The organism is Streptomyces sp. Je 1-4 4N24, from assembly GCF_026239515.1.
Lineage (GTDB): Bacteria > Actinomycetota > Actinomycetes > Streptomycetales > Streptomycetaceae > Streptomyces > Streptomyces nigrescens.
This window is the reverse complement of sequence record NZ_CP110836.1, coordinates 1,773,738-1,794,657: the sequence shown is the minus strand read 5'-3', so window position 1 is coordinate 1,794,657 and position 20,920 is coordinate 1,773,738. Positions and strand designations below refer to the sequence as shown.

The window sequence follows — 20,920 nt, the reverse complement described above, 5'->3', positions numbered from 1 at the left end:
TTCGGGTTAATGGTGGTGACCGTTTTCCGGTGGGTTGCCCATCTCTCCGGGGAGAGATGGGCAACCCCTGCGGTGCGCCGGTGGGTGGTACGTGTCGGTGTGTCCTCTCTCTGTCCCGGTGTGCAAGCGGTGATCCGGTTCGCGTATTCCGGCGCTGTACGACGCGGGCCCCGGTGGGAGTTCTTGGGCGGCCCTCTCAGCTGAGAGAGGTTTGTCATGAAGCCGACTACGGGTTGGTTGGGAGCTCCGGCGGTAGCCGGCGGGGTTCGGCCGGTTGTACCGGCCGGTGGATCTGTGGTGCCCGCTGTACGGGGGCTTGTGGCCGCGCCGTTCAGTGCGGCGTTCTCCACGGTGACGATCCCGGCGGGCACGAGCCCGCTGGCGGTGGCCGTGGCCCCGAACGGCAACGTCTACGTCGGCAACGCCAATTCGAACAACGTGACGGTGATCGACAGTGTCACGAACACCGTCCTGGCCACGGTCCCCGCCGGCTCAGGCCCGGCCATGATTGCGGTGGCGGCGAACGGCAACGTCTACGTCACCAACCAGAGCTCGAACACCGTGACGGTGATCAGCAGCGCCACGAACACCGTCCTGGCCACCGTCCCCGTCGGCGGGGGCCCGTTCGCACTGGCGGTGGCGCCGAACGGCAACGTCTACGTCGCCAACAGCACTTCGAACAACGTGACGGTGATCAGCAGCGCCACGAACACGGTCCTGGCCACCGTCCCCGTCGGCGCGGTCCCCGACGCGGTGGCGGTGGCGGCGAATGGCAACGTCTACGTCGCCAACCGGAACGCGAACACCGTGACGGTGATCAGCAGCGCCACGAACACCGTCCTGACCACCCTCCCCACCGGTGGTTTCCCGGGCGCGGCGGCGGTGGCGCCGAACGGCAATGTCTACATCGCCAACCAGACCTCGAACAACGTGACGGTGATCGACAGCGCCACGAACACCGTCCTGGCCACCGTCCCCGCCGGCACGGTCCCGGGAGTGATTGCGGTGGCGCCCAACGGCAACGTCTACGTCACCAACACCGTTTCGAACAACGTGACGGTGATCGACAGCGCCACGAACACGGTCCTGGCCACCGTCCCCACCGGCGGGGGCCCGTTCGGGGTGGCGGTGGCGCCGACCGGCAACGTCTACGTCGGCAACAGCAGTTCCAACAATGTGACGGTGATCAGCAGCGCCACGAACACGGTCCTGGCCACCGTCCCCGTCGGGGCGTTCCCGTTCTCGGTGGCGGCGGCGCCGAACAGCAACGTCTACGTCACCAACGCCAATTCGGCCAACGTGACGGAGATCTCGCCGTTGACGGTGACGACCTCGCCTGTGGCGCCGGTGTGCGGGCAACCGGTGACGTTCAGCATTTCTGGGGGGACTCCGAACGGAACAGCGGTGGTGAACTTCGGGGACAGCAGCCCTACGGTCACCGTCCCCCTGGACGCCACCGGGAGCGGGCAGACCACCCACACCTACACCGCCGGTACGTTCACCGCGACCGTGAACGGCAACCCCACCCCCGTCACCGTGAGCCCCAACCCCACAACGACGACGCTGTCGGTGACGCCGAACCCCTCCACCTGCGGTCAGAACGTGACGGTATGCGCCACCGTCACCCCGACCACAGCCACCACCACAGTGCCGACCGGCACGGTCACCTTCACCCTCCCCAACGGCCAAACCCAGACGGTCCCCGTCAACGCCTCAGGGCAGGCCTGCTTCACCACCACGGCCCTGACCACCGGCACCCTCACCGCCGCCTACGGCGGTGACAGCTGCTTCACCGGCTCCTCCACCAGCACCCCCGTCACCGTGAACGCCACTCCCACAACGCTGACCGGGCAGCCAGGCACGATCCGGCTCCGGCTGACCCCGCTGCCCGAGTTCTACATCCCCACCCTCAGCGCCACCCTGAAGACCACCTCGGGGATGCCGGTGGCCGGTCAGCCGGTGACCTTCACCGCCACCACGCTCTTCGGCCCGGTCAACCTCGGCACCGCCGTCACCGACGCCAACGGCACCGCCACCATTCACAACGCCATCGTCCCCGTCTTCGCCATCGCCACCCCCTTCTACACCGCCGCCTTCCCCGGCAGCTCCTGCTACACCTCCGCCACCGCCCACGGCATCCTGCTGTTCATCCCCCTCCCGGGCTGATCTCACTGGCTCCGAAAACCCCACGTCACCTGGTCTGCTGCGACGGGAGGAACACACCGTGGCCCAACTGGACGAGCCGCCCGACCAGTCGAGGGGGTTGGCGGCACGCGTGGATTCCAGAGACGGGGCTCCGGCCGTGAGGGCGGCTCCAGCATCGGCACGGTGACCGGCAGACCACGGCGCAGGAGGGGCGGCAGAACAACCCGACTCCGCGCTCGCGAGCTGCGCTCGGAGGGTGCCCCAGCGACGGTGATGACGGCAACGACGGCACACATCGGCTGCCAAACGGCCACTCTGACAGCACAGCCTTGAGGAGCGGGAGGGCCATGTGTAGGAACTCTCCCGACCCTACTGATTTACAGGTATTGACAATTGCTCCCGCCCGGCTAATGCGTTGACCGCGTGGTTCGCCGGGTTGGCGCTCTACGAACGCCGTACCAAGGAGGGCAAGACCCGACGCGAGATCGTCCGATGCCTCAAACGCTACGCCGCCCGCGAGGTGTTCCACCTGGTCAGGTCCACACAGTCATGACCCCCGTCATAGGGGCTGTTGTGTGGGCAGGAAGCCGCCCGCGTTGATCTCCGCGCCGGTGAGTCCGAGCGAGGCGAGGACTCACGCAGGTGGTGGTCCGAGCCGTTGTTGGTGGTTGGCGCGGTGCCACTGCTGTTGCGGCGTGAGTGGCTGGGTCTGCTCAACGGGGGTGGTTCATTCGTCCCACTGGTCGAGCAGGGCGTCGGCCAGGTCGGCGCTGGGTTCTGTGGCTCCGTCGTGGAGGGCCTGTTCGGACCAGATGACCTTGCCGCGGGGGAAGTAGCGGGTGCCCCAGCGCTGGGCGTACTGGGCGACGAGGAACAGGCCGCGTCCGCCCTCGTCAGTGGTGGCGGCCCGGCGCAGGTGAGGGGAGGTGCTGGAGCCGTCGGAGACCTCGCAGATCAGGGTGCGGTCGTGCAGCAGGCGGACCCGGATGGGCTGGGTTCCGTAGCGGATGGCGTTGGTGATCAGCTCGCTGAGGATCAGTTCGGTGGTGAAGGCGATCTCCTCCAGCCCCCACTCCTGCAGCCGGCGGGCACACTGGGTGCGGATGGGGGCGACGGCCGCGGGGTCGGACGGCACGTCCCACTCGGCGACCTGGGCGGGGTCCAGCAGGCGGGTGCGGGCCACCAGCAGGGCGATGTCGTCGCTGGGGCGTTCGGGGAGCATGGTGTCGAAGACGGTCTGGCAGGTCTCCTCCGAGGTGAGGTGCGGTCGGCCGGTCAGGGTGGTGCGCAGGAGGTCCAGGCCCGCGTCGAGGTCGCGGTGGCGGTGCTCGATGAGCCCGTCGGTGTAGAGGATGAGGCGGGAGCCCTCGGGCAGGTGCAGTTCGGCGGTCTCGAAGGGCAGGCCGCTCGCGACACCCAGGGGAGGAGAGACAGGCACGTCGGGGAACTGCATGGTGCCGTCGGGGTGTACGACGGCGGGCGGGGGGTGGCCGGCGCGGCCCAGGGCGCAGTTTCCGGTGACCGGGTCGTAGATGGCGTACAGGCAGGTGGCGCCGGTGATGCCCGCGCTGTCCTCTTCGGCGGTCTCGTCGGTGTCGGTCCGGGCGACCAGTTCATCGAGGTGGGCGAGGAGCTCGTCCGGGGGGAGGTCGAGGGCGGAGAAGTTGTGGACGGCGGTACGCAGGCGTCCCATGGTGGCGGCGGCGTGCACGCCGTGGCCGACGACGTCGCCGACGACCAGGGCGACGCGGGCGCCGGGCAGGGGGATGACGTCGAACCAGTCGCCGCCGACGGCGTGGGCGGGCAGGTAGCGGTAGGCCACCTCAAGGGCACCCTGGTCGGGCAGGCCGCGGGGCAGCAGGCTGCGCTGCAGCGTCACCGCGGTGGTGTGTTCGCGGGTGTACCGGCGGGCGTTGTCGATGCAGACCGCGGCGCGGGCGGCCAACTCCTCGGCCAGGGCCACATCATCTTCTTCGAAGGGCTCGGGCTCCGCCGAGCGCAAGAAGCTGGCGACTCCCAGCACGACGCCCCGGGCGGACAGTGGGACGGTGATCAGGGAGTGGATCCCGTATTCGAGGATCCGCCGTGCGCGCTCGGGGTCCTGTGCCCGCCATCCGGTCGCGGTGCGCAGGTCGGGCTCAAGGACCGCCCGCCCGATGGCCAGGCCCTTCACCTGTGGGCTGGAGGAGACGAAGCTGATCAGCTCGCCGGTGGGGTAGAGCGGATGGTCCTCCCGGATGCCGGTGGTGGCGGTGCGGCGCAGCTTCTGCTCCGTGCCCTTCGGCTCCTCGCCGTGCAGCACGGACTCCGCCAGGTCGACGGTGACGAAGTCGGCGAACTCCGGCACGGCCGCCTCGGCCAGCTCCTCGGCGGTCCGGGTCACCTCAAGGGTGGTGCCGATGCTCACGCTGGCGTCGTAGAGGACTTTGAGGCGTTGCCGCGCAGCCTTCACCTTGCCGGACAGCGCCCGCAGCTCGGTGGAGTCCCTCAGCATCGCGACGCTGCCTGGGGGGCCTCCGTACCGGTCGGTGGGCCGTTGGTTGACTGCCAGCAGTCGGCCCCCGGCCCGGTGCACCTCGTCGGTGGCCTCCCGGCCCGACGCCAGGAGCTCGGCGGTGAGCGGTGGGAGGCCGAGCTCGTCCACGTGCCGGCTCTCGGCCTCCGGGGGGAGATCGAGAAGGCGCTGCGCCTCATCGTTGGCGAGCAGCAGCCGACCGTCCTCGTCGAGGATGAGGACGCCTTCCTTCACGGAGTGCAGCACCGCGTCATGGTGCTCATACATCCGCGTGATCGCGGCCGGGCCCAGGCCGTGGGTCTGGCGCAACAGCCGTCGGCTGAGCAGCGCCGCTCCGCCCGTGGTGACGGCCACCGCGCCGGCGGTGGCGCCCAGTACGGCCGGCAGCTGCTCCGCGACCCTGTTGCCGACATGCTCAATCGTGATCGCGGCGGCGACCGCGCCGACTACCGAGCCATCGGGTTGCTTGACGGGGACATAGGCCCGTGTCTGAGGGCCGAGAGAGCCCACACCCTCCTCCCTCACCGTCCGCCCAGCCAACAAGGGAGCCATGTCAGTAGTGGTGTGGAGACCGATGCGGCCCGGCACGGAAGCGGCGTAGTAGTTTCCGGCCCGGTTCAGGACGCCCACGAAGTCCACGCCGGAGCCCTTCCCGGCCTCCTCGACCCGCGGCTGCAGCACCGTGGTGGGATCTCGGGACTGAAGAGCCTCCACGAGCCCCGGAGAGCTGGCGAAGCCCTGCGCGACGGCGAGTGAACGATTGCCGGCCTCGCGGGTGCTCTGGCGCTGGGCGGCCAGCACCAGCATGACGACGGCCCCGATGGCCAGCAACAGCACGACCGCCAGCTGCAGCAAGAACATCTGGCCGACGACACTGCGGACACTCAGTACCGAACGCGGGCCCTTTCGCCGGCTGCGAGCGGGACTGTCCACGTTGCGAGCAGCCGCGGAAGGCCTGGATCGGATTCGAAATGCGGACATATGACATCTTTGCACCCTTGGCTGTCAAGCTCTGGAGCTGACCACACGGTTACAGCTAAAGATCAAGGCCAGAGACGGCGATGCCCACGCGCACACGTCCGCCGTGGTGGCAGGCGGCTGGGAAGCGGAGCGTGGCCGCGGCGATGCCGACCTTGCGCTGCTCCTGTTCCGGGCGCCACAGCCGGGCCAACACCGGCAAGGACACCGGCGGGGCAGGAAGGGCAGCTCGACCACGAGGGCCGCTTCTCTGGGCGGGTGGAGGAGGTGAAGTGGAGCAGATTCAGAGGGAGAAGGCACCGGTGAGCACCGCCGCGGCGGTCATCACGAGGGTGGTGGCGAAGGCCCAGCGGAAGATGAAGCGCTGGTGTTCGCCGAGCTGTACGCCGCTCATGCCGATCAGGATGAAGGTGGAGGCGGTGAGCGGGCTGAGGGGGAAGCCGGTGGTCATCTGGCCGAGGATGGCGGCCCTGGCGACTTCGGCCTGGTCGGTGCCGAAGCCGGCCGCGGTCTCGGAGAGCACGGGCAGTACGCCGAAGTAGTAGGCGTCCGGGGTGAAGGCCAGGCTCAGCGGCATCCCGGTGACGGCTACGAGCACCGGCAGGTGGCCGCCGAGGGAGTCAGGGACGACGGATACGAACGCCTCGGCCATCTCGGTGATCATCTTGGTTCCGGTCAGGACGCCGGTGAAGACACCGGCCGCGAAGATCATTGTGGTGACGAGTACCACGCTCTTGGCATGCTTTTCGAGCAGTGCCTGCTGGCCTTCCCAGGTGGGATGGTTGACGAGCAGGGCGAGGGTGAAGGCAAGAGCGAACAGCACCGGCAGCGGCATTACCTCCAGGACCAGGCTGACCAACAGTGCAATGGTCAGTACCAGGTTGAAGATGTTCAGCCAGGTCCGAGGCCGCGCCGGCACCCGGGGGGTGCCCGGACCGTCCCCGACCGTACGGGTGGGCTGCTCGCTCCCGTCCCGCTCCGTGCCGGCGTCCGTCCCGCCCTGTGGCACCAGCGTGCCGAGACGGCGCCGCTCCCGGCGGCCGATCAGATACGAGGCCAGCAGGACCCAGGCGATGCCGCAACACATCGCGGGCAGGACCGGCGTGAAGACCTCGGAGCTGTCCAGCTTCAGCGCCGCCATGGCCCGCACCGTCGGGCCGCCCCAGGGGATCATGTTCATCACGCCCGCGCCCAGGCAGACGACCCCGGAGAGCACCAGTGGGCTCATTCCCAGTCGCTTGTAGACGGGCAGCAGCGCGGAGACGGCGATGAGGAAGGTCGAGGCGCCGTCACCGTCCAGGGCCACGCACATCGTGAGGACGGCTGTGCCGACGGTGATCCGCGCCGGATCGTTCCGGGCGGCGTGCAGGATCCCGCGTATCAGAGGATCGAAGAGGCCGGCGTCCACCATCAGGCTGAAGTACAGGACCGCGAAGGCGATCATGATGCCGGTAGGGGCCACCGTGGAGAGCCCGTCAAGGACCATCCCGCCCAGCTCCCCCGCGAAGCCGCCGGCGAGTGCGGCCAGCACCGGGAGCAGAACCAAGGCCACCAGGACCGATACGCGTTTGGTCATGGTGAGCAACAGAAAAATGCCGATCGTGGAAAAACCCAGAGCTGCCAGCATGGGTGTCGCTCGCTTTCTCGAATACGGCTCCCGGCGGCGGGGGAGCGGGGCGCCTTGAGGCTGCCGATGCGTTGCGGATGAGTGTCCGAGCGGCGACAGATCGGTGTCCAGCATCGAACCGAGATCTATCCATGCGGTCTGCGCATCAATCGCCTATGCTCGCTGGCCATGGAAGCCAGTTTGCGTCAGCTGGCGGCGTACGCGGCCGTCGCCCGGGCGGCGAGCTTCACCGCGGCCGCCGCGGAGCTGCACGTCTCGCAGTCCTCGCTGAGCCGCGCGGTCGCGGATCTGGAGCGGCTACTGGGTGCGCAGCTGCTCGCACGCGACACCCGCAATGTGCAGCTGACCGCCGCCGGCGTGGAGGCCCTGCGGGTAGCCGACGAGATCGTCAACGCCCACCGAGCGGGCATGAAGGAGCTGGAGCGGTTCCTGCTCGGCGAGTCGGGAACGGTCGCCGTGGCCACCCTCCCCTCGGTCGCCGCGGTGCTGCTGCCGCAAGTGATCTCCGCCTTCCGCACGCAGCGGCCGCAGGTGACGGTGCGCCTCATGGACGGTCTGGAACGGTCGGTGCTGGGCCGGGTCCTGTCGGGAGACGCGGACTTCGCGATCACCACGGTCGGCGAGCCGTCGGATCAGCTGGAGCACCGCCCTCTGGTCCGGGATCGATTCGTCGCGGTGCTGCCCGAAGGCCATCCGCTTGCCGACCGCGAGGAGGTGCAATGGGAGCACCTGGCTCGCCATCCGTTCCTCGCCGTCGGACGGGATTCGAGCGTGCGCCGGCTCACCGACGCGGCATTCGCCCAGGTCGATGCGCACGCGGCACCGGCAGCCGAGGCGGGAAGCGTGGCGACGGTGGGCGGACTCGTGGCAGCCGGCCTGGGGGTGTCCGCGATGCCCGCCCTGGTACTGCCGCTCATGGGGACCGGGCCCGTCGTCTACCGACCGCTGGTCGAGCCGGTGGTCGACCGGCGCCTGGACATCGCCCTGCGCGCGCGGCGAACCCTCCCGCTCGCGGCGCACCGGTTCCTGGAAACACTGGAGCAATACCGGGAGCAGGGGCGCGACCTCCCGCCCGGGATCTCCTGGGCCTGAGGCGCATCCGGACCGCACGCCGACAGCCGGCCACTCCCCCGTCAATCTATGCGGAATGCGCATGGATTGATGGTCTTCTTTTGCTGGACAGGCATTTCTTTGCTTCGGCACGCTGGAGCCCTCGGGAGCAGCGGGCCGGCCACAGCGGCCGGTTCGCGGCCCGATGCGAGCCAAGAACAACGAGGGCGAGGGAGCACCGTGGTGTCGAATGAGTATCGGGATACCGGCGGACACGGGCAGCTGCACGGGCTGAAAGTGGTCGAGTTCGCCCACGTGGTGGCCGGCCCACTGGCGGGCTCGATGCTCGCCGACCAGGGAGCCGACGTGGTGCACGTCGAGCCCCCGGGCTCCGGGGACGCCGCCCGTGCGATGGGACCGAAGAAGGACGGCCAGCCCCTGTGGTTCAAGGTCGCCGGGCGCAACAAGCGCTCGGTCACCCTGGATCTGCACCACGAGGCCGGCCGGGCCGTCGCCCACCGGCTCATCGCCTGGGCGGACGTCGTCATCGTCACCCTTCGTGCCGGGCGCCTGCGCAGCTGGGGGCTCGACTGGGAAGCGGTGCACCGGATCAACCCGAAGGCCGTACTGCTGCAGATATCCGGCTTCGGCGCGACCTCCTCGCAGGCCGACGCACCCGGCTTCGGCAAGATGGGCGAGGCGCGCAGCGGAGTGGTGCATCTGACCGGGTTCCCCGACGGCCCGCCCGTGCACACCGGCTTCTCCCACGGTGACGCGGTGACCGGGCTGATGGGCGCCTACGCCATCCTCGCTGCCCTCCACCGCCGTGATCACGACCCCGACTTCGACGGCGAATGGATCGACCTCGCCCTCTTCGAGCCCCTGTTCCGGCTCGTCGAGTGGCAGGTCATCGTCCACGATCAACTGGGGACGGTGCCTGAGCGCGCCGGCAACCAATTGGCGGTCGCCCCCGCGGCGGTGATCAACACCTATAGCTCCCGCGACGGCGAGTGGATCACGGTGACCTCCGCGACGCTGCGCTCGGTAGGCAACATTGCCCGTCTGCTCGGGCTGCCCGAGGAGGAGTTCGCCACGGCGGAGCAGCAGCATGCCGGGCGCCGACGGCTCGACGAAGGCCTGCGCGCCTGGGTGGCGGAGCGCACCACCGCCGAGTGCCTGGAAGCGTTCACGCACAACGAGGTAGTGGCCTCAAGGGTGTTCAGCGCCGCGGACATCGCCGCCGACCCCATCTACGCCGAGCGCGACGACATCGTCACCGTCGACGACGCGGACCTCGGCCCGGTGCAGATGCAGGCGGTGATCCCCCACTTCCGGCAGAACCCCGGGAAGGTATGGCGGACCGGACCCGCCCTGGGGCAGGACAACCACCTCGTCTACCGGGAATGGCTCGGGCTCGACGAGGAGGAACTGGCGGATCTGGAGAAGAACGATGTCGTATGAGGCGGACGCGGCGGCGGTGGCCCGGCCCCCGCTGCGCTCCCTGCTCTTCGTGCCCGGAACCAGGACGGATTGGCTGCCCAAGGCGCAGGCGGCCGGCGCCGACGCGGTGATCCTCGACCTGGAGGACGCGGTGCCGGAACAGGGCAGAGCGTCCGCCCGTGCACAGGTGGGCGAAGCCATCGCGCAGGCCGCCGCAGACGCGGCGGGTCATCCGGCGCTCTTCGTCCGGACCAACCCACTCGACGGCTGGTCGGCGGCGGAGGAACTGCGCACGGTCGTACGCCCCGGGCTCACCGGGATCGTGCTCCCCAAGGTGCGCCATGCCCAGGACGTGCGATTCGCCGACCGGCTGCTCGGCTGGTGCGAACGCGAACAGGGCCTGCCCCGGGGACAGGTCGCCCTGGTGCCCCTGCTGGAGACGGCTCGCGGTCTGCGAGAGGCTTACGACTGCGCGGCAGCCGCCTCGCGCGTCGCGTACCTGGGCGCCCTCACCGGCGCCGGCGGCGATGTCGAGCGCGCCGTCGGCTACCGCTGGAGCCCAGAGGGAACGGAGACGCTGGCGCTGCGCTCCCGGGTCCTGCTGGACGTGAGGGCGGCGGGGGCGCTCCACCCGGTCGCCGGACTGTGGACCCGCATCGCCGATCTCGCAGGACTGCGCTCCTTCGCCGAACAGAACCGCTCCCTCGGCTACGAGGGCATGATGGCAATTCACCCTTCCCACATCTCCGTGATCAACGAAGTCTTCTCGCCCGGCTCCGACGAACTCGCCCGCTGTGCACGGCTGATCGCCGCCGTGGAGGAGGCACAGGCGAACGGGGCGGGTGCGGTGTCGTTCGAGGGAGAAATGGTCGACGAGGCCATGGCCACGACAGCCCGGCTGATGCTGGAACAGCACACCCGGCACAGGGCTGTTCGCGGTTCGCAATCTTCCTGACCGGCCGGACGTAGAACTCAGGTAGACCCCACTCGTGCCGCCGAGCGGAACAACAACAGGGTTGTGCGGACCTCGCTCACACGATGGCCGAGAACGCCCCGCACATCGGCGCTCTCCACTCCCACCGTTCGCCGCACATCAGCAACGGAAACCATCTCCTCGCCGGTCACCGCAACGTCTTGAAGGGAAAACCAAGCATGGACAAAGTCTGCAGGACCGCCGCCGACGCGGTCCGGGACATCGGCGCCGGGGCATCGCTCGCTGTCGGTGGCTTCGGCCTGAGCGGCGTACCCGACGTCCTGATCCAGGCGCTCTACGAACAGGGCGCTACGGCCTTGAGCGTGGTGTCCAACAACTGCGCAGTGGACGGCAAAGGCCTGGGCGTCCTGCTCGCCGCCGACCGCATCGCCCGCGTCACCGCCTCCTACGTCGGTGAGAACAAAGAGTTCGCCCGCCAATACCTGAGTGGAGAACTCGAAGTCGAGCTCATACCGCAGGGCACGCTCGCCGAGCGGCTGCGGGCCGGCGGCTGCGGCATCCCGGCCTTCTTCACCCCGGCCGGTGTGGGCACCCAGGTTGCCGAGGGCGGGCTTCCGTGGCGTTACGCCTTCGATGGGACCGTCGCTGTCGCCTCCCCGCACAAGGAGGTCCGGGACTTCGACGGCCGTCCGTATGTGCTGGAGCGGGGCATCACCACCGACTTCGCGCTCGTACGGGCTGCGAAGGGGGACCGGCACGGCAATCTCGTCTTCCACCGCTCCGCGCGGAATTTCAACCCGCTCGCCGCGATGGCCGGTCGTGTGACGGCCGCCGAGGTGGAAGAACTGGTGGAGCCGGGCGCCCTGAGCCCGGACGAGGTGCACCTGCCGGGGGTTTTCGTCCAGCGGGTCATACCACTGACGCCGCAGCAGGCGGCGGACAAGCAGATCGAACGGCGCACTGTTTCCGCGCCTCCGGCACGAGGGACGGTGCGGCGCTGATGGCTTGGAACAGGGACGAGATGGCCGCCCGGGCGGCAGCCGAGCTGGCGGACGGCTCCTATGTGAACCTCGGGATCGGCCTGCCCACGCTGGTGCCGAACTTCCTCCCGGCCGGGGTGGACGTGGTGCTGCAGTCCGAGAACGGGATCCTCGGCGTCGGCCCGTACCCTCACGAGGACGAGGTCGACCCCGACCTGATCAATGCGGGGAAGGAGACGGTCACCGTCCGGCAGGGCGCGTCCTTCTTCGACTCCTCGCTGTCCTTCGGCATGATCCGCGGGGGTCACATCGATGCCGCCGTCCTCGGTGCCATGCAGGTCTCGGCCCGGGGTGACCTGGCCAACTGGATGGTCCCCGGCAAGATGGTCAAGGGCATGGGCGGGGCCATGGACCTCGTCCACGGCGCGCGCCGGGTGATCGTGCTGATGGAGCACACCGCCAAGGACGGCAGCCCCAAGATCGTTGAGGAGTGCACCCTGCCGCTCACCGGCAAGGCCTGCGTCCACCGCATCATCACCGACCTCGGCGTCCTGGACGTGACCGACCAGGGGCTCGTCCTCGTCGAGACCGCCCCCGGCGTCACGGCCGACCACCTCGCACACCGCACCGCCGCTCCCGTGCGCACCGGTGCCATAGCGGCTGCCCGCTGACGGTTCACCGGTCCGGCGTCCCGGGCAGCCCCGGACCGGTGAGCTTCTCCCCAGTTCTCGCACTCACCAGCCGCATGACGTTACAGATCGACCGGGTTCGACTTCCCGCCGACTCCTCGGAGCCGTTTTCTCCGACAACGGCCCGCGGTGCGCATCGAGTTCACCGTCCGGGCGGGCGCATGCGTGTTCCCCGACCCACGGCACCTTCTGCTCCTGGCCCGCCCCGACACGGTCTTGCGCTGGCGTCGTGAACTGCTCAGGCGACGCCATGCCGCCATCTGCGTACCCAGGCGTCGCGGACGCCCACCCACCATCCGATCGAGCCGCGCCCTGGCCCTTGCGCCTGGCCAGGGAGAATGCCTCAAGGAAGGATCGCCTGATCCACGGCGAACTCGCAGCCCTGGGGATCAAGATCGCTGCCTCCACCGTCTGGAAGATCCTCCGCAAGCACGGCAACCACCCTCCCCGAACGGCAGAGCACGATCTGGGCCGGCTCCTCCGCAGTCAGGCCGACAACCCCGGGCACGCCCTCCTCGCGGAGCAGGCTGCGCAGGCCCTCGTGGCTGATGTCGTCGACCACCCCCTCGGCGTCCAGGAAGTCGGCCAGTTCAGCCAGGCTCAAGGTCGAGCACGGCAGGCCGTGCTCGACCGGCTTGACTTGGCGATCTTCTTGGCCTCCCGGCGTTCGGGGGGTGAATGCCTTGGGCCGGCCGCCTTTGCCTTCGGGTAGAGCGAGTCGAAGACGTCGGCGTTGTGGATCACGTCCCGGACCCGGTCCGCGCTGGTGAACGACACCTCGGCGATCTTCGCCACGGGCATGCCCTGCGCGGATAACAGCACCGTTGAGTCCGGCCTCGCGGCACAGATCCTTGACCCCGGTGGCCCATGTAGCCCTGGGTGCCGAAGAGCTTGAGGGCTGCCTCGATCAGCTTCGTTCGCCGAGCTGCGATGCGCTCGGAGGCGCCGACCCCGGCGTAGGCACGGGCGGGCGGAGGGGGTGTCATGACCACCAGCCCAATTGACGAACAGGTTCTTCAGTTTTACTATTCTGGCTATCGAGATCGTCGACTTTGTCGTCGGCCCGACCTGCTCGCTCGCCGCATCGGCGTCCCCCTAAACAACGGAGCAGCGAAGATGAACCAGCACTCGAACCAGCGAGGCCAGGGCAGTCAGGTGACGCCTGGCCTACGTCGAACGTCCGGTATCCGGAAGTGACGAGCATCTGAGCTTGGCGACGTGAGTGGCGTCGAGCGGCTGCCGGGCCCCGTTGCTGCCGTCCTCCGTCATCGACGGAACACCCCCATGACGTCCAGGAGTTCGGCCCGCCCGGCACACCGTGCCCGCAGTCCGCCGCATCGGGCCGCAAGTGAGCCACAGAATCCGACAACTGCTCGCATCCGACGTTCACGCGGTCAAAGCGCGACTTGACCGGACGAGCACCCAGAAGGAAAGGCCATTTCATGCCCCTCACCTCCCGGTTCAGGACATACAAGATTCATCGTCTGGCTATTGCCGCTGCTGTTGCAGCCGCCGTCGCCCTTGTACCGCAGGCCAGTTCGGCCACCTCCCAGGCTTCTTCCGAGACCGTGGCCAAACGCGCTGCCGACGCCTCCCAGGCTTCTTCCGGGGCCGTTGCCGAAAGGGCTTCCGGCACCTCCCAGGCCTTCCCGACCTTTGTGAATCTGCCGGCTGACATGGCGGCCCATCCCGACGCCACCGACGAGTGGTGGTTCACGGTCGGGCACGTATCGGCGAATGGGCACAGGTATGGCTACGAGGTGGTGCTCACGACGGCATGGCCCAGCTCGCCATCACCGATGTCACGGCCGGCAAGCACTATGCGCACACCTCTCGCTTCGACGCCGGGGACTTCAGCGTGTCCTCGAAGGAACTCGACGTCCGTATGCCCGACGCGCGCCTTACCGGCACCATGGACGCGATGCACCTGACCGCGAAACTGCCCGAGGGCAGCCTCGACCTCCGGCTGAGCGCCAAGGGCCACGTGATGTACCCCGGCGGCAACGGGCTGATCCCCTTCGCCGGCGGCTCCAGCTACTACTACTCCCTGCCCAACCTCAAGACCTCCGGGACGCTCACCCTCAACGGCAAGACCAGCAAGGTCACCGGGAAGTCCTGGCTCGACCGCCAGTGGGGCGAATGGGACTGGTCCCAGGTGCACAAGTGGACTTGGATGGCCATCCAGCTCGATAACGGCGAGTTCATCAACCTCGCTGACCTCTTCGACACGCAGGGCAAAGAGGAGCACTATGCCACCGTCCTGCACCGGGACGGCTCCCAGAGCGTCGTCACCGTCGAACCGCTCGCCCGCGACGCGGCCCGCTTCGAAACCAGCCCCGCCACTGGCCAGCGCTACGCCGGCAAGTGGACCGTCCGCATCCCCAGCCTCGACACCACCCTCACGGTGACAGCGAGGCCGATATTGCAGGAGATCCCCACCCCCGAGGGCTCCAGCAAGGACCTCAAGAAGAACGAGGCCGCCTCCTCCGTCTCCGGCACGTACAAGGGCCGTCCTGTCAGCGGCAAGGCGTACGTCGAGCAGTTCGGCAACTGGAAGTAGGCCGACCGCACTAGCCGCGAACCCTGCCGCGCATACGTACACGCCCGGAGCCCTTCTCTTCAGGGCTCCGGGCGCACGTTCCGCGTCACCTCCAGGGCGACCTGCACGTTCTCGGCCGCCGGCGAGGGGAAATCGCTCGCTGCATCCCGCCCTCAACCGAACGGCAGAGCACGACCTGGGCCGGCTTCCTCCGCAGGTCAGGCCGACGCACCCCTGAGAAGTTGAGCGGGCCGAACTCGTCCAGGCAGAAGGTGACTCGCCGTCTTCGGGTATGACCTCGCCGTCGGCGATCGCGTAGAGGTGTTCGACGCGGGCCTCCTTGGCGTTGACGTTGTGGATCACGTCCCCGACCCGGTCCGCGCTGGTGAACGACACCTCGGCGATTTCGCTACGGGCATGCCCTGCGCGGATCACAGCACCGTCTGGGCCTGCCGTCAGGCCACCACTGATCAGGTGCCTCCACGGACGATCCGCAAAATGCGCTGCCCCCTCGTCATCATCGATCTCGCGGGCGCGTACTCGTTCTGCCACCCGGACAGCCCGGCGACACCGCGCTGCCCGGATCAGCATCCGAACGGCGCTTAGGAGTGCGACCTGCCCGCCCGGACGACGGCCTCGAAAACCCGGACACAGTGTGCGATCAGGGCCTCTGCCGGGATGTCCACTTCCTTGCTGTGCCAGGCGGTGACCGCCTGATGCATCGACCCGATGGCCGAGAGGGCCGTCATGCGGAGTTGGGTCTCAGGTGTGTCCGGCGGCAGGATGTCGCGGATCATGTCGGCGACGAGCTGGACGAAGCGCACGATGCCGCCGCGGGCGTGCTGTCGCACGGCTTCGTTGACGCCGTGCACCTCGATGAAGATCAGGCGGGCCTTGCGCGGGTCTGCGGCGAGTTCGCGCACGAATGCCTCGACCATGGCCTGCTCTCGCTCCGGGGACGTCTGGGGCCCCGAGGCCGCCGCCTGCGTGATGCGGTCCAGCAACTGCTCGGTCACGGTGTCGAACACGGCGAGGAGCAGGGCCTCCCGGTTGGCGAAGGATTCGTAGAAGTAGCGGTCGGTGAGTCCGGCCTCGCGGCACAGGTCCTTGACCCCGGTGGCCATGTAGCCCTGGGTGGTGAAGAGCTTGAGGGCTGCCTCGATCAGCTTCGTTCGCCGAGCGGCGATGCGCTCGGAGGCGCCGACCCCGGCGTAGGCGCGGACGGGCGGATGGGGGGTTGTCATGGCAGCCAGTCTAATTGACGAACGGATTCATCAGTTCTACATTCTGACTATCGCAGTCGTCGGTTTTTCCGCCGGCCCGACCGGCTCGCGCGCCGCATCGGCGGCAGCCCTGAACATCGGAGCAGCGAAGATGAACCAGCATTCGAACCAGCGAGGCAAAGCCTCAGCCGGCCTTGCCCTGTGGGCGGTGGTCGCCGTGTTCACGTTGTGCACGCTGCTGACGCCGGTACTCCCCGGCGCTCTGGCCGACCTGACATTCATGGTCCCCTTGATTGTTTTCGGGGCGGTGCACGGCACGAAGCGTTACGGCTGGCGGGCCGTGGTGGCCTTCGCCGTCATCACGCTGGTCGTCAGCAACATCATGGAGAACCTGAGCATCATCACGGGCTTCCCCTTCGGCCACTACCACTACACGGACGGACTGGGCGCCAAGCTCTTCCTCGTACCGTTGCTCATCGGACCCGCATACATCGCTGTCGGGTATCTGTCATGGGTGATGGGCACCGTCCTGATCGGACCCGTGCGAAGGGGTTCGCGCCTGTTCAACACCGTGGCCGTCCCCGCCGTCGCCTCGTTCGCGATGGTCTTCTGGGACATCTGCATGGACCCCGGCATGGCCACCGTGCAGCAGAACTGGATCTGGGAGGAAGGGGGCGGCTTCTTCGGCGTGCCGCTGGTGAACTACCTCGGCTGGTTCCTCACGGTCTACCTGTTCTTCCAGCTGTTCGCGCTCTTCCTGCGCCACCGCGGCGAGGCCACGGTCGACGTCATACCGCTGCCGAAGTCGTACTACTACCAAGCCATCGCCATGTACGGCGCCGTCGCGCTCAAGTACCCGACTCGCTACCTTGCCGACTTTGTCAGCGGTGGCAGCGAGTCGGTGATGGATGCGGCCGGCCACACATGGTGGACCGGGGACATCAATGAGACCGCCGCGCTGATGAGCATCGTCACCATGTTCTTCGTGGCCGTCCTCGCCGCACTGCAGCTTGCCCAGAGGCGGCCCACCCTGCCGCGGACGGATCAGCCGGATACGCCGGCCCTGAGCGCAGCCGGTCAGCGCGCCGCATGACCACGGGGTGCCTCCGGCACCCCGCCCGGTATACGGCCACCGGCAGAACCCGTGTGCGTGGGACGCGGAGACGCAGCGGGGCAGCTTCCCGCGGGCGACGCACCGTCGCCCGGTCTGCTCCGCTGCGTCAGTTGACGGATGGAACAGCACCCGCGTACTCCGAGACTCCCACGCGCAGCCTTCCGTCTTCCGGCAGAGGGCGTGCGGCAGCGGAGTGCGTCCGTTGCCGCAGTTGACAATCACCCCCGGATAACCGCTGTGTGAGGAGCGCCATGAGCCGAAACCTTCCGATGCCTCCGCGGCTTCCCACGGGGCGATCCGGTCCGGTCCGGGAGGCTGACGACGTGACCTCGGGACGGCAGCACGGCCCCGGTGACGGGCACTGGCCATTGATCGGCCGGGACGACGAGTTGGCTTCACTGGACGCCGTGGCCGGTCACGTGGTGACGGGCCGGCCTCGTGTGGTGCTGCTCGAAGGTCCCGCCGGGATCGGGAAATCGGCTCTGGTCAGTGCCTGGTGCCGGACGGACGACAGATTTCTGGCCCTCCGGGCCCGCTGCCACCCCCGGGAGGAGCAGACCGCGTTCGGTGTGGTCCGGCAGCTGTTCCAGCCGGTGATCGCATCGGCCGGCGAAGAAGCGCGGAAGGCGCTGCTCGCCGACGAGATGTCCGCGCGGCAAGTCCCGGGTACGGGGCCTGCGCCGGGCGGGCCCGATACCATGGCTGCCCTGCTGACCGGGCTCGTCCAGCGTCCCTCGGCCCAGCAGCCTCTCCTGCTGGTCATCGATGACGTGCAGTGGATCGACCCGCCGTCACTCGCCTGGCTCGTCCGATGCCTCAGGTACGCCGACACGTGCCCGGTACTGATCGTGGCCGTCACCCCCACCGCCGACTTCCGTAGTCCCGATCCGCTCCTTGCCGAGCTCCTGCACCCCTCGCACTGCCACACCATCAGCCTGGGGCCGCTCGGCGTCCTGGACGTGCAACAACTGGCGCAGGCGGTGTGGGACGGAGCGGACCCCGATCCGTCATTCTGCGCGACGTGCCATGCCACCACGCATGGTCACCCGCTGTTCCTGCGTGCCGTGCTCCACCACGCTCGGCTCGGCGGCCTGCGGCCCACTGCCGAGTTCCAGGACCGCCTCCGCAGTGTCTCCCCGCCCACCCTCAGACGGGAGATCCGCCACCGGCTTTCCCAGGGATCCCCGGAGGCGGTCGGCCTGGCGCAGGCGCTGGCTCTCCTGGGCGACGGCAGTCCGTGGCACCTGCTTGCCGCGCACTGCGGAAGAGGGGAAGCAGTGTTGCGGGCGGCGGCCTCGGACCTGCGGGGTCTCGGCCTGCTGCGAGCGGACACCGCCCCGAGTTTTGTCCACGGGGTCGTGCGCGACACCGTCCTGGAGACGATGTCTGCGGAGGAACTCGGTCAGCAGCAGGCCAGCGCTGCCCATGTGTCCTACCTTGACGGCCGGTCCGACGAGGAAGTCGCCGCCCACCTGCTGGCCGCCGATCCGGTGCAGGGCACGTGGGCCGTGCCGGTCCTGCGCAGGGCGGCCGACGAGGCCCTGCGCCGCGGCGCACCGGACCGGGCCGCCTCCTCTCTGCGCTGCGCCTTGCGCCAGCCCCCACAGGCCGCCGAAAAGGGCCCCGTTCTGTTGCGCCTTGCCGTGGCCACCAGCTGCTGCAACGCCGTCCAGGCCGCGTCGTATGCGACCGGCGCACTGGAGCTGCTGACCGATGCGACCGGCCGCCGGGAAGCCCTGAGCCTGCTGACCTCCTGCCTGTTGCTCGCCCCTGGATCAGGTGTGGCACGCTCTGAAGTGGATCGTCTGCTCGGAGAGGAGCACAGCCGGGCGGAGGCCCAGGGCGCAGACCGGGAACTCGAACTGCGCGCAGGGGTGTTGCGCTCCTGGGCGGAGTACGAATGGCCTACGGCCCGCACGGCAGCACCCACGCCGCCGGCCGACCTCGACCACCTGCTCGGACGCACACCGGCCGAGCGTCAACTCCTCGCCCTGCACGCGTTCAGCGCACTCCGTGCAGGACGCCCGGCGTCCTCCGTCCGTGCACTCCTCGACCGGGCATCGGGAAACCTGCGGGTCCTGTCGCACGAGACGTTCCCGCTGCACTACTTCGTCGCTCAGAGCCTCCTTCACCTCGATGAACTCGACACAGCCGACCGGTTGAGGGTGCAGCTGACCCAGGGGATCGCGGGAACGGGCAAGAGACTGCTGGAGGGATCGGTCGCGGCGTTCCACGCGGCGTCGGCCCTGCGCCGAGGGGACGTCACGGAGGCACTGGACACGGCGCAGAAAGCCTTGGACCTGGGCCGCGCAGCTGGGCGACCGCCGTATGCGACCACCCTCGACGCCATCAGAATCGATGCGCTTCTGCTACAGGACAGGGTCGACGCGGCGGAACACGTGGCGGCCGGCCGCCCCACCGAGGGGCCGGACCAAGGCGCCTGGGAGACACCGCTGTTCCTCATGAGCCTGGCGGCGCTGCGCACCGCCCAGGGCGACATCCGCACGGGACTGTCGCTGCTGCACGAGTGCGGCCAACACCTAGACGCCGCAGGGACGGTCAGCCCGGCGGTCAGTCCGTGGCGCTCCCGGGCCGCCGCCGGGCACTTGGCACTGGGGGAAACCGCCACTGCCCGGGAACTCGTCGAGGAGGAGCTCGACCTTGCCCGGCGCTGCGAGATCCCACGAGCCGTCGGTACGGCCTTGCGCATGGCGGGCAAGGTGGCGTCCGGCGGGCAGCGGATCGAGCTGCTGAGTGAAGCGACAAGCGTGCTCACCGCCACCCCGGCACGTCTCGAACTCTCCTGTGCGCTCCACGACTTGGGCGGCGCTCTGCTGCACCGCGGGGACATCGCCGGCGCGCGCCGGACGCTGCGGAGGGGCTGGACGCTGGCGGTCGGGTGCGGCGCCACCGCGCTCGCGAGCCGCCTGCGGCAACGGCTACGCGACGCCGGCGGGCGAGCCGGAAAAGGCTCGGGGCTGCTGACTCCCGGCGAGGAACGCGTCAGCGCCCTGGCCGCCCAGGGCCATAGCAACAAGGAGATCGCCGAGCGGCTCGTCGTCTCCTTGCGGGCCGTGGAATCGCATCTCACCGGTGCCTACCGCAAGCTGGGGATTACCGGGCGCTACGAACTGGCCGCGGCCTTGGCTGTGTCGGCCACTGCGGCCACAGGAGCCGGGTGAGCAACTCGTGGTTCCCACGAAGCTTTCCCGCTGGTTCGCCACACGGTCTTCGCCAGAACCGAAGCCTTTGCGATCCGCGGTTCCGGCGGGAGTCCTTCCATGGCTTTACTTGCACAGTAGAGACCCCAGATCAACTGGGGTCTCTACTGGTGTCCGGGGGGGGGGACACGCACCGTACGCACACGCCGTACTGCGGGGCGAATAGCCATTGCCGTAGCCACCGGTTCGCGCCCTGGGCAGCGGCCACACGGCATAGCTGGTCGTGCTCGGAGCGCTGATCTGCGGAGTGCGGAAGCGAGCACAGGCTGAGCGGAGTCCCCTGACCTCGGACGCCCCAGCGGCACCGACCACCGGCCGCCCCGCCGACGGGCACCGCCGTCTGCCTGGCACCTCCCGCGCAGTTCGCGCGGACCTCCCGGCACACGGAGCAGCTGACGTCCACGGCGTACGGCCGCACCGCTCTCCGGTATGCCCGGCGCCACCACTGTGCGCCGCGGCAACCGT

General features: G+C 69.0%; 12 protein-coding genes and 3 pseudogenes. 10 read left to right on the top strand and 5 right to left on the bottom strand.

Going from position 1 to position 20,920, the window contains the following annotated elements; translation table 11 throughout:
• The first annotated feature begins 297 nt into the window (after positions 1-297).
• Entirely contained in the window at positions 298-2,166 is a 1,869-nt protein-coding gene (locus SLV14N_RS07540) for an Ig-like domain repeat protein (protein WP_263268681.1), read from the top strand.
• Positions 2,167-2,872: 706 nt separating this feature from the next.
• On the opposite strand, the gene SLV14N_RS07535 is transcribed toward SLV14N_RS07540, so the two are convergent.
• A complete protein-coding gene (locus SLV14N_RS07535) occupies positions 2,873-5,521 on the bottom strand; it encodes a SpoIIE family protein phosphatase (protein ID WP_259670169.1) in 2,649 nt (882 codons plus the stop codon).
• Positions 5,522-5,921: 400 nt separating this feature from the next.
• Complete coding sequence (locus SLV14N_RS07530) at positions 5,922-7,265, bottom strand: CitMHS family transporter (RefSeq protein WP_263268676.1); 1,344 nt, start codon at positions 7,263-7,265, stop codon at positions 5,922-5,924.
• A 168-nt stretch (positions 7,266-7,433) separates the two neighbouring features.
• Between SLV14N_RS07530 and SLV14N_RS07525 the strand changes: the two genes are divergently transcribed.
• The 6 genes and pseudogenes from SLV14N_RS07525 to SLV14N_RS07500 form a co-directional block, all read left to right on the top strand.
• A complete protein-coding gene (locus tag SLV14N_RS07525) occupies positions 7,434-8,357 on the top strand; it encodes a LysR family transcriptional regulator (RefSeq protein WP_208680313.1) in 924 nt (307 codons plus the stop codon).
• Between the two features lie 201 nt (positions 8,358-8,558).
• Positions 8,559-9,776, top strand: a complete 1,218-nt coding sequence (locus tag SLV14N_RS07520) for a CaiB/BaiF CoA-transferase family protein (protein ID WP_263268674.1) — start codon at positions 8,559-8,561, stop codon at positions 9,774-9,776.
• The gene (locus SLV14N_RS07515) at positions 9,766-10,710 is read left to right on the top strand and encodes a CoA ester lyase (protein ID WP_263268672.1); all 945 of its coding nucleotides are present in this window, start codon (positions 9,766-9,768) and stop codon (positions 10,708-10,710) included. The genes SLV14N_RS07520 and SLV14N_RS07515 overlap by 11 nt, the downstream gene beginning before the upstream one ends.
• A gap of 197 nt (positions 10,711-10,907) precedes the next feature.
• Positions 10,908-11,690: a CoA transferase subunit A gene (locus SLV14N_RS07510; RefSeq protein WP_208680310.1), complete on the top strand. Its 783-nt coding sequence runs from the start codon at positions 10,908-10,910 to the stop codon at positions 11,688-11,690.
• A complete protein-coding gene (locus SLV14N_RS07505) occupies positions 11,690-12,340 on the top strand; it encodes a 3-oxoacid CoA-transferase subunit B (RefSeq protein ID WP_208680309.1) in 651 nt (216 codons plus the stop codon). Before SLV14N_RS07510 ends, SLV14N_RS07505 begins: the two co-directional genes overlap by 1 nt.
• Before the next feature lie 147 nt (positions 12,341-12,487).
• Positions 12,488-12,794: pseudogene (locus SLV14N_RS07500) on the top strand (hypothetical protein); the annotation flags it as partial.
• A gap of 69 nt (positions 12,795-12,863) precedes the next feature.
• Here the strand turns inward: SLV14N_RS07500 and SLV14N_RS38780 are convergent.
• Positions 12,864-13,207, bottom strand: a pseudogene (locus SLV14N_RS38780) (IS630 family transposase); the annotation flags it as partial.
• 928 nt (positions 13,208-14,135) lie between these two features.
• Between SLV14N_RS38780 and SLV14N_RS07485 the strand changes: the two are divergent.
• Positions 14,136-14,918: a carotenoid 1,2-hydratase gene (locus SLV14N_RS07485; protein WP_263268669.1), complete on the top strand. Its 783-nt coding sequence runs from the start codon at positions 14,136-14,138 to the stop codon at positions 14,916-14,918.
• A gap of 220 nt (positions 14,919-15,138) precedes the next feature.
• On the opposite strand, the pseudogene SLV14N_RS38775 reads toward SLV14N_RS07485, so the two are convergent.
• Both SLV14N_RS38775 and SLV14N_RS07480 read right to left on the bottom strand, forming a co-directional pair.
• A pseudogene (locus tag SLV14N_RS38775) lies at positions 15,139-15,449 on the bottom strand (IS630 family transposase); the annotation flags it as partial.
• A 50-nt stretch (positions 15,450-15,499) separates the two neighbouring features.
• On the bottom strand, positions 15,500-16,141 hold the full coding sequence (locus SLV14N_RS07480) for a TetR/AcrR family transcriptional regulator (protein ID WP_208680307.1): 642 nt from the start codon (positions 16,139-16,141) through the stop codon (positions 15,500-15,502).
• Here SLV14N_RS07480 and SLV14N_RS07475 point away from each other — a divergent pair.
• Both SLV14N_RS07475 and SLV14N_RS07470 read left to right on the top strand, forming a co-directional pair.
• Positions 16,140-17,213, top strand: a complete 1,074-nt coding sequence (locus SLV14N_RS07475; protein WP_263268667.1) for a carotenoid biosynthesis protein — start codon at positions 16,140-16,142, stop codon at positions 17,211-17,213. The two genes, SLV14N_RS07480 and SLV14N_RS07475, sit on opposite strands and share 2 nt — an antisense overlap.
• 344 nt (positions 17,214-17,557) lie before the next feature.
• Positions 17,558-20,416: an AAA family ATPase gene (locus SLV14N_RS07470; protein WP_263268665.1), complete on the top strand. Its 2,859-nt coding sequence runs from the start codon at positions 17,558-17,560 to the stop codon at positions 20,414-20,416.
• Positions 20,417-20,920: the final 504 nt, after the last annotated feature.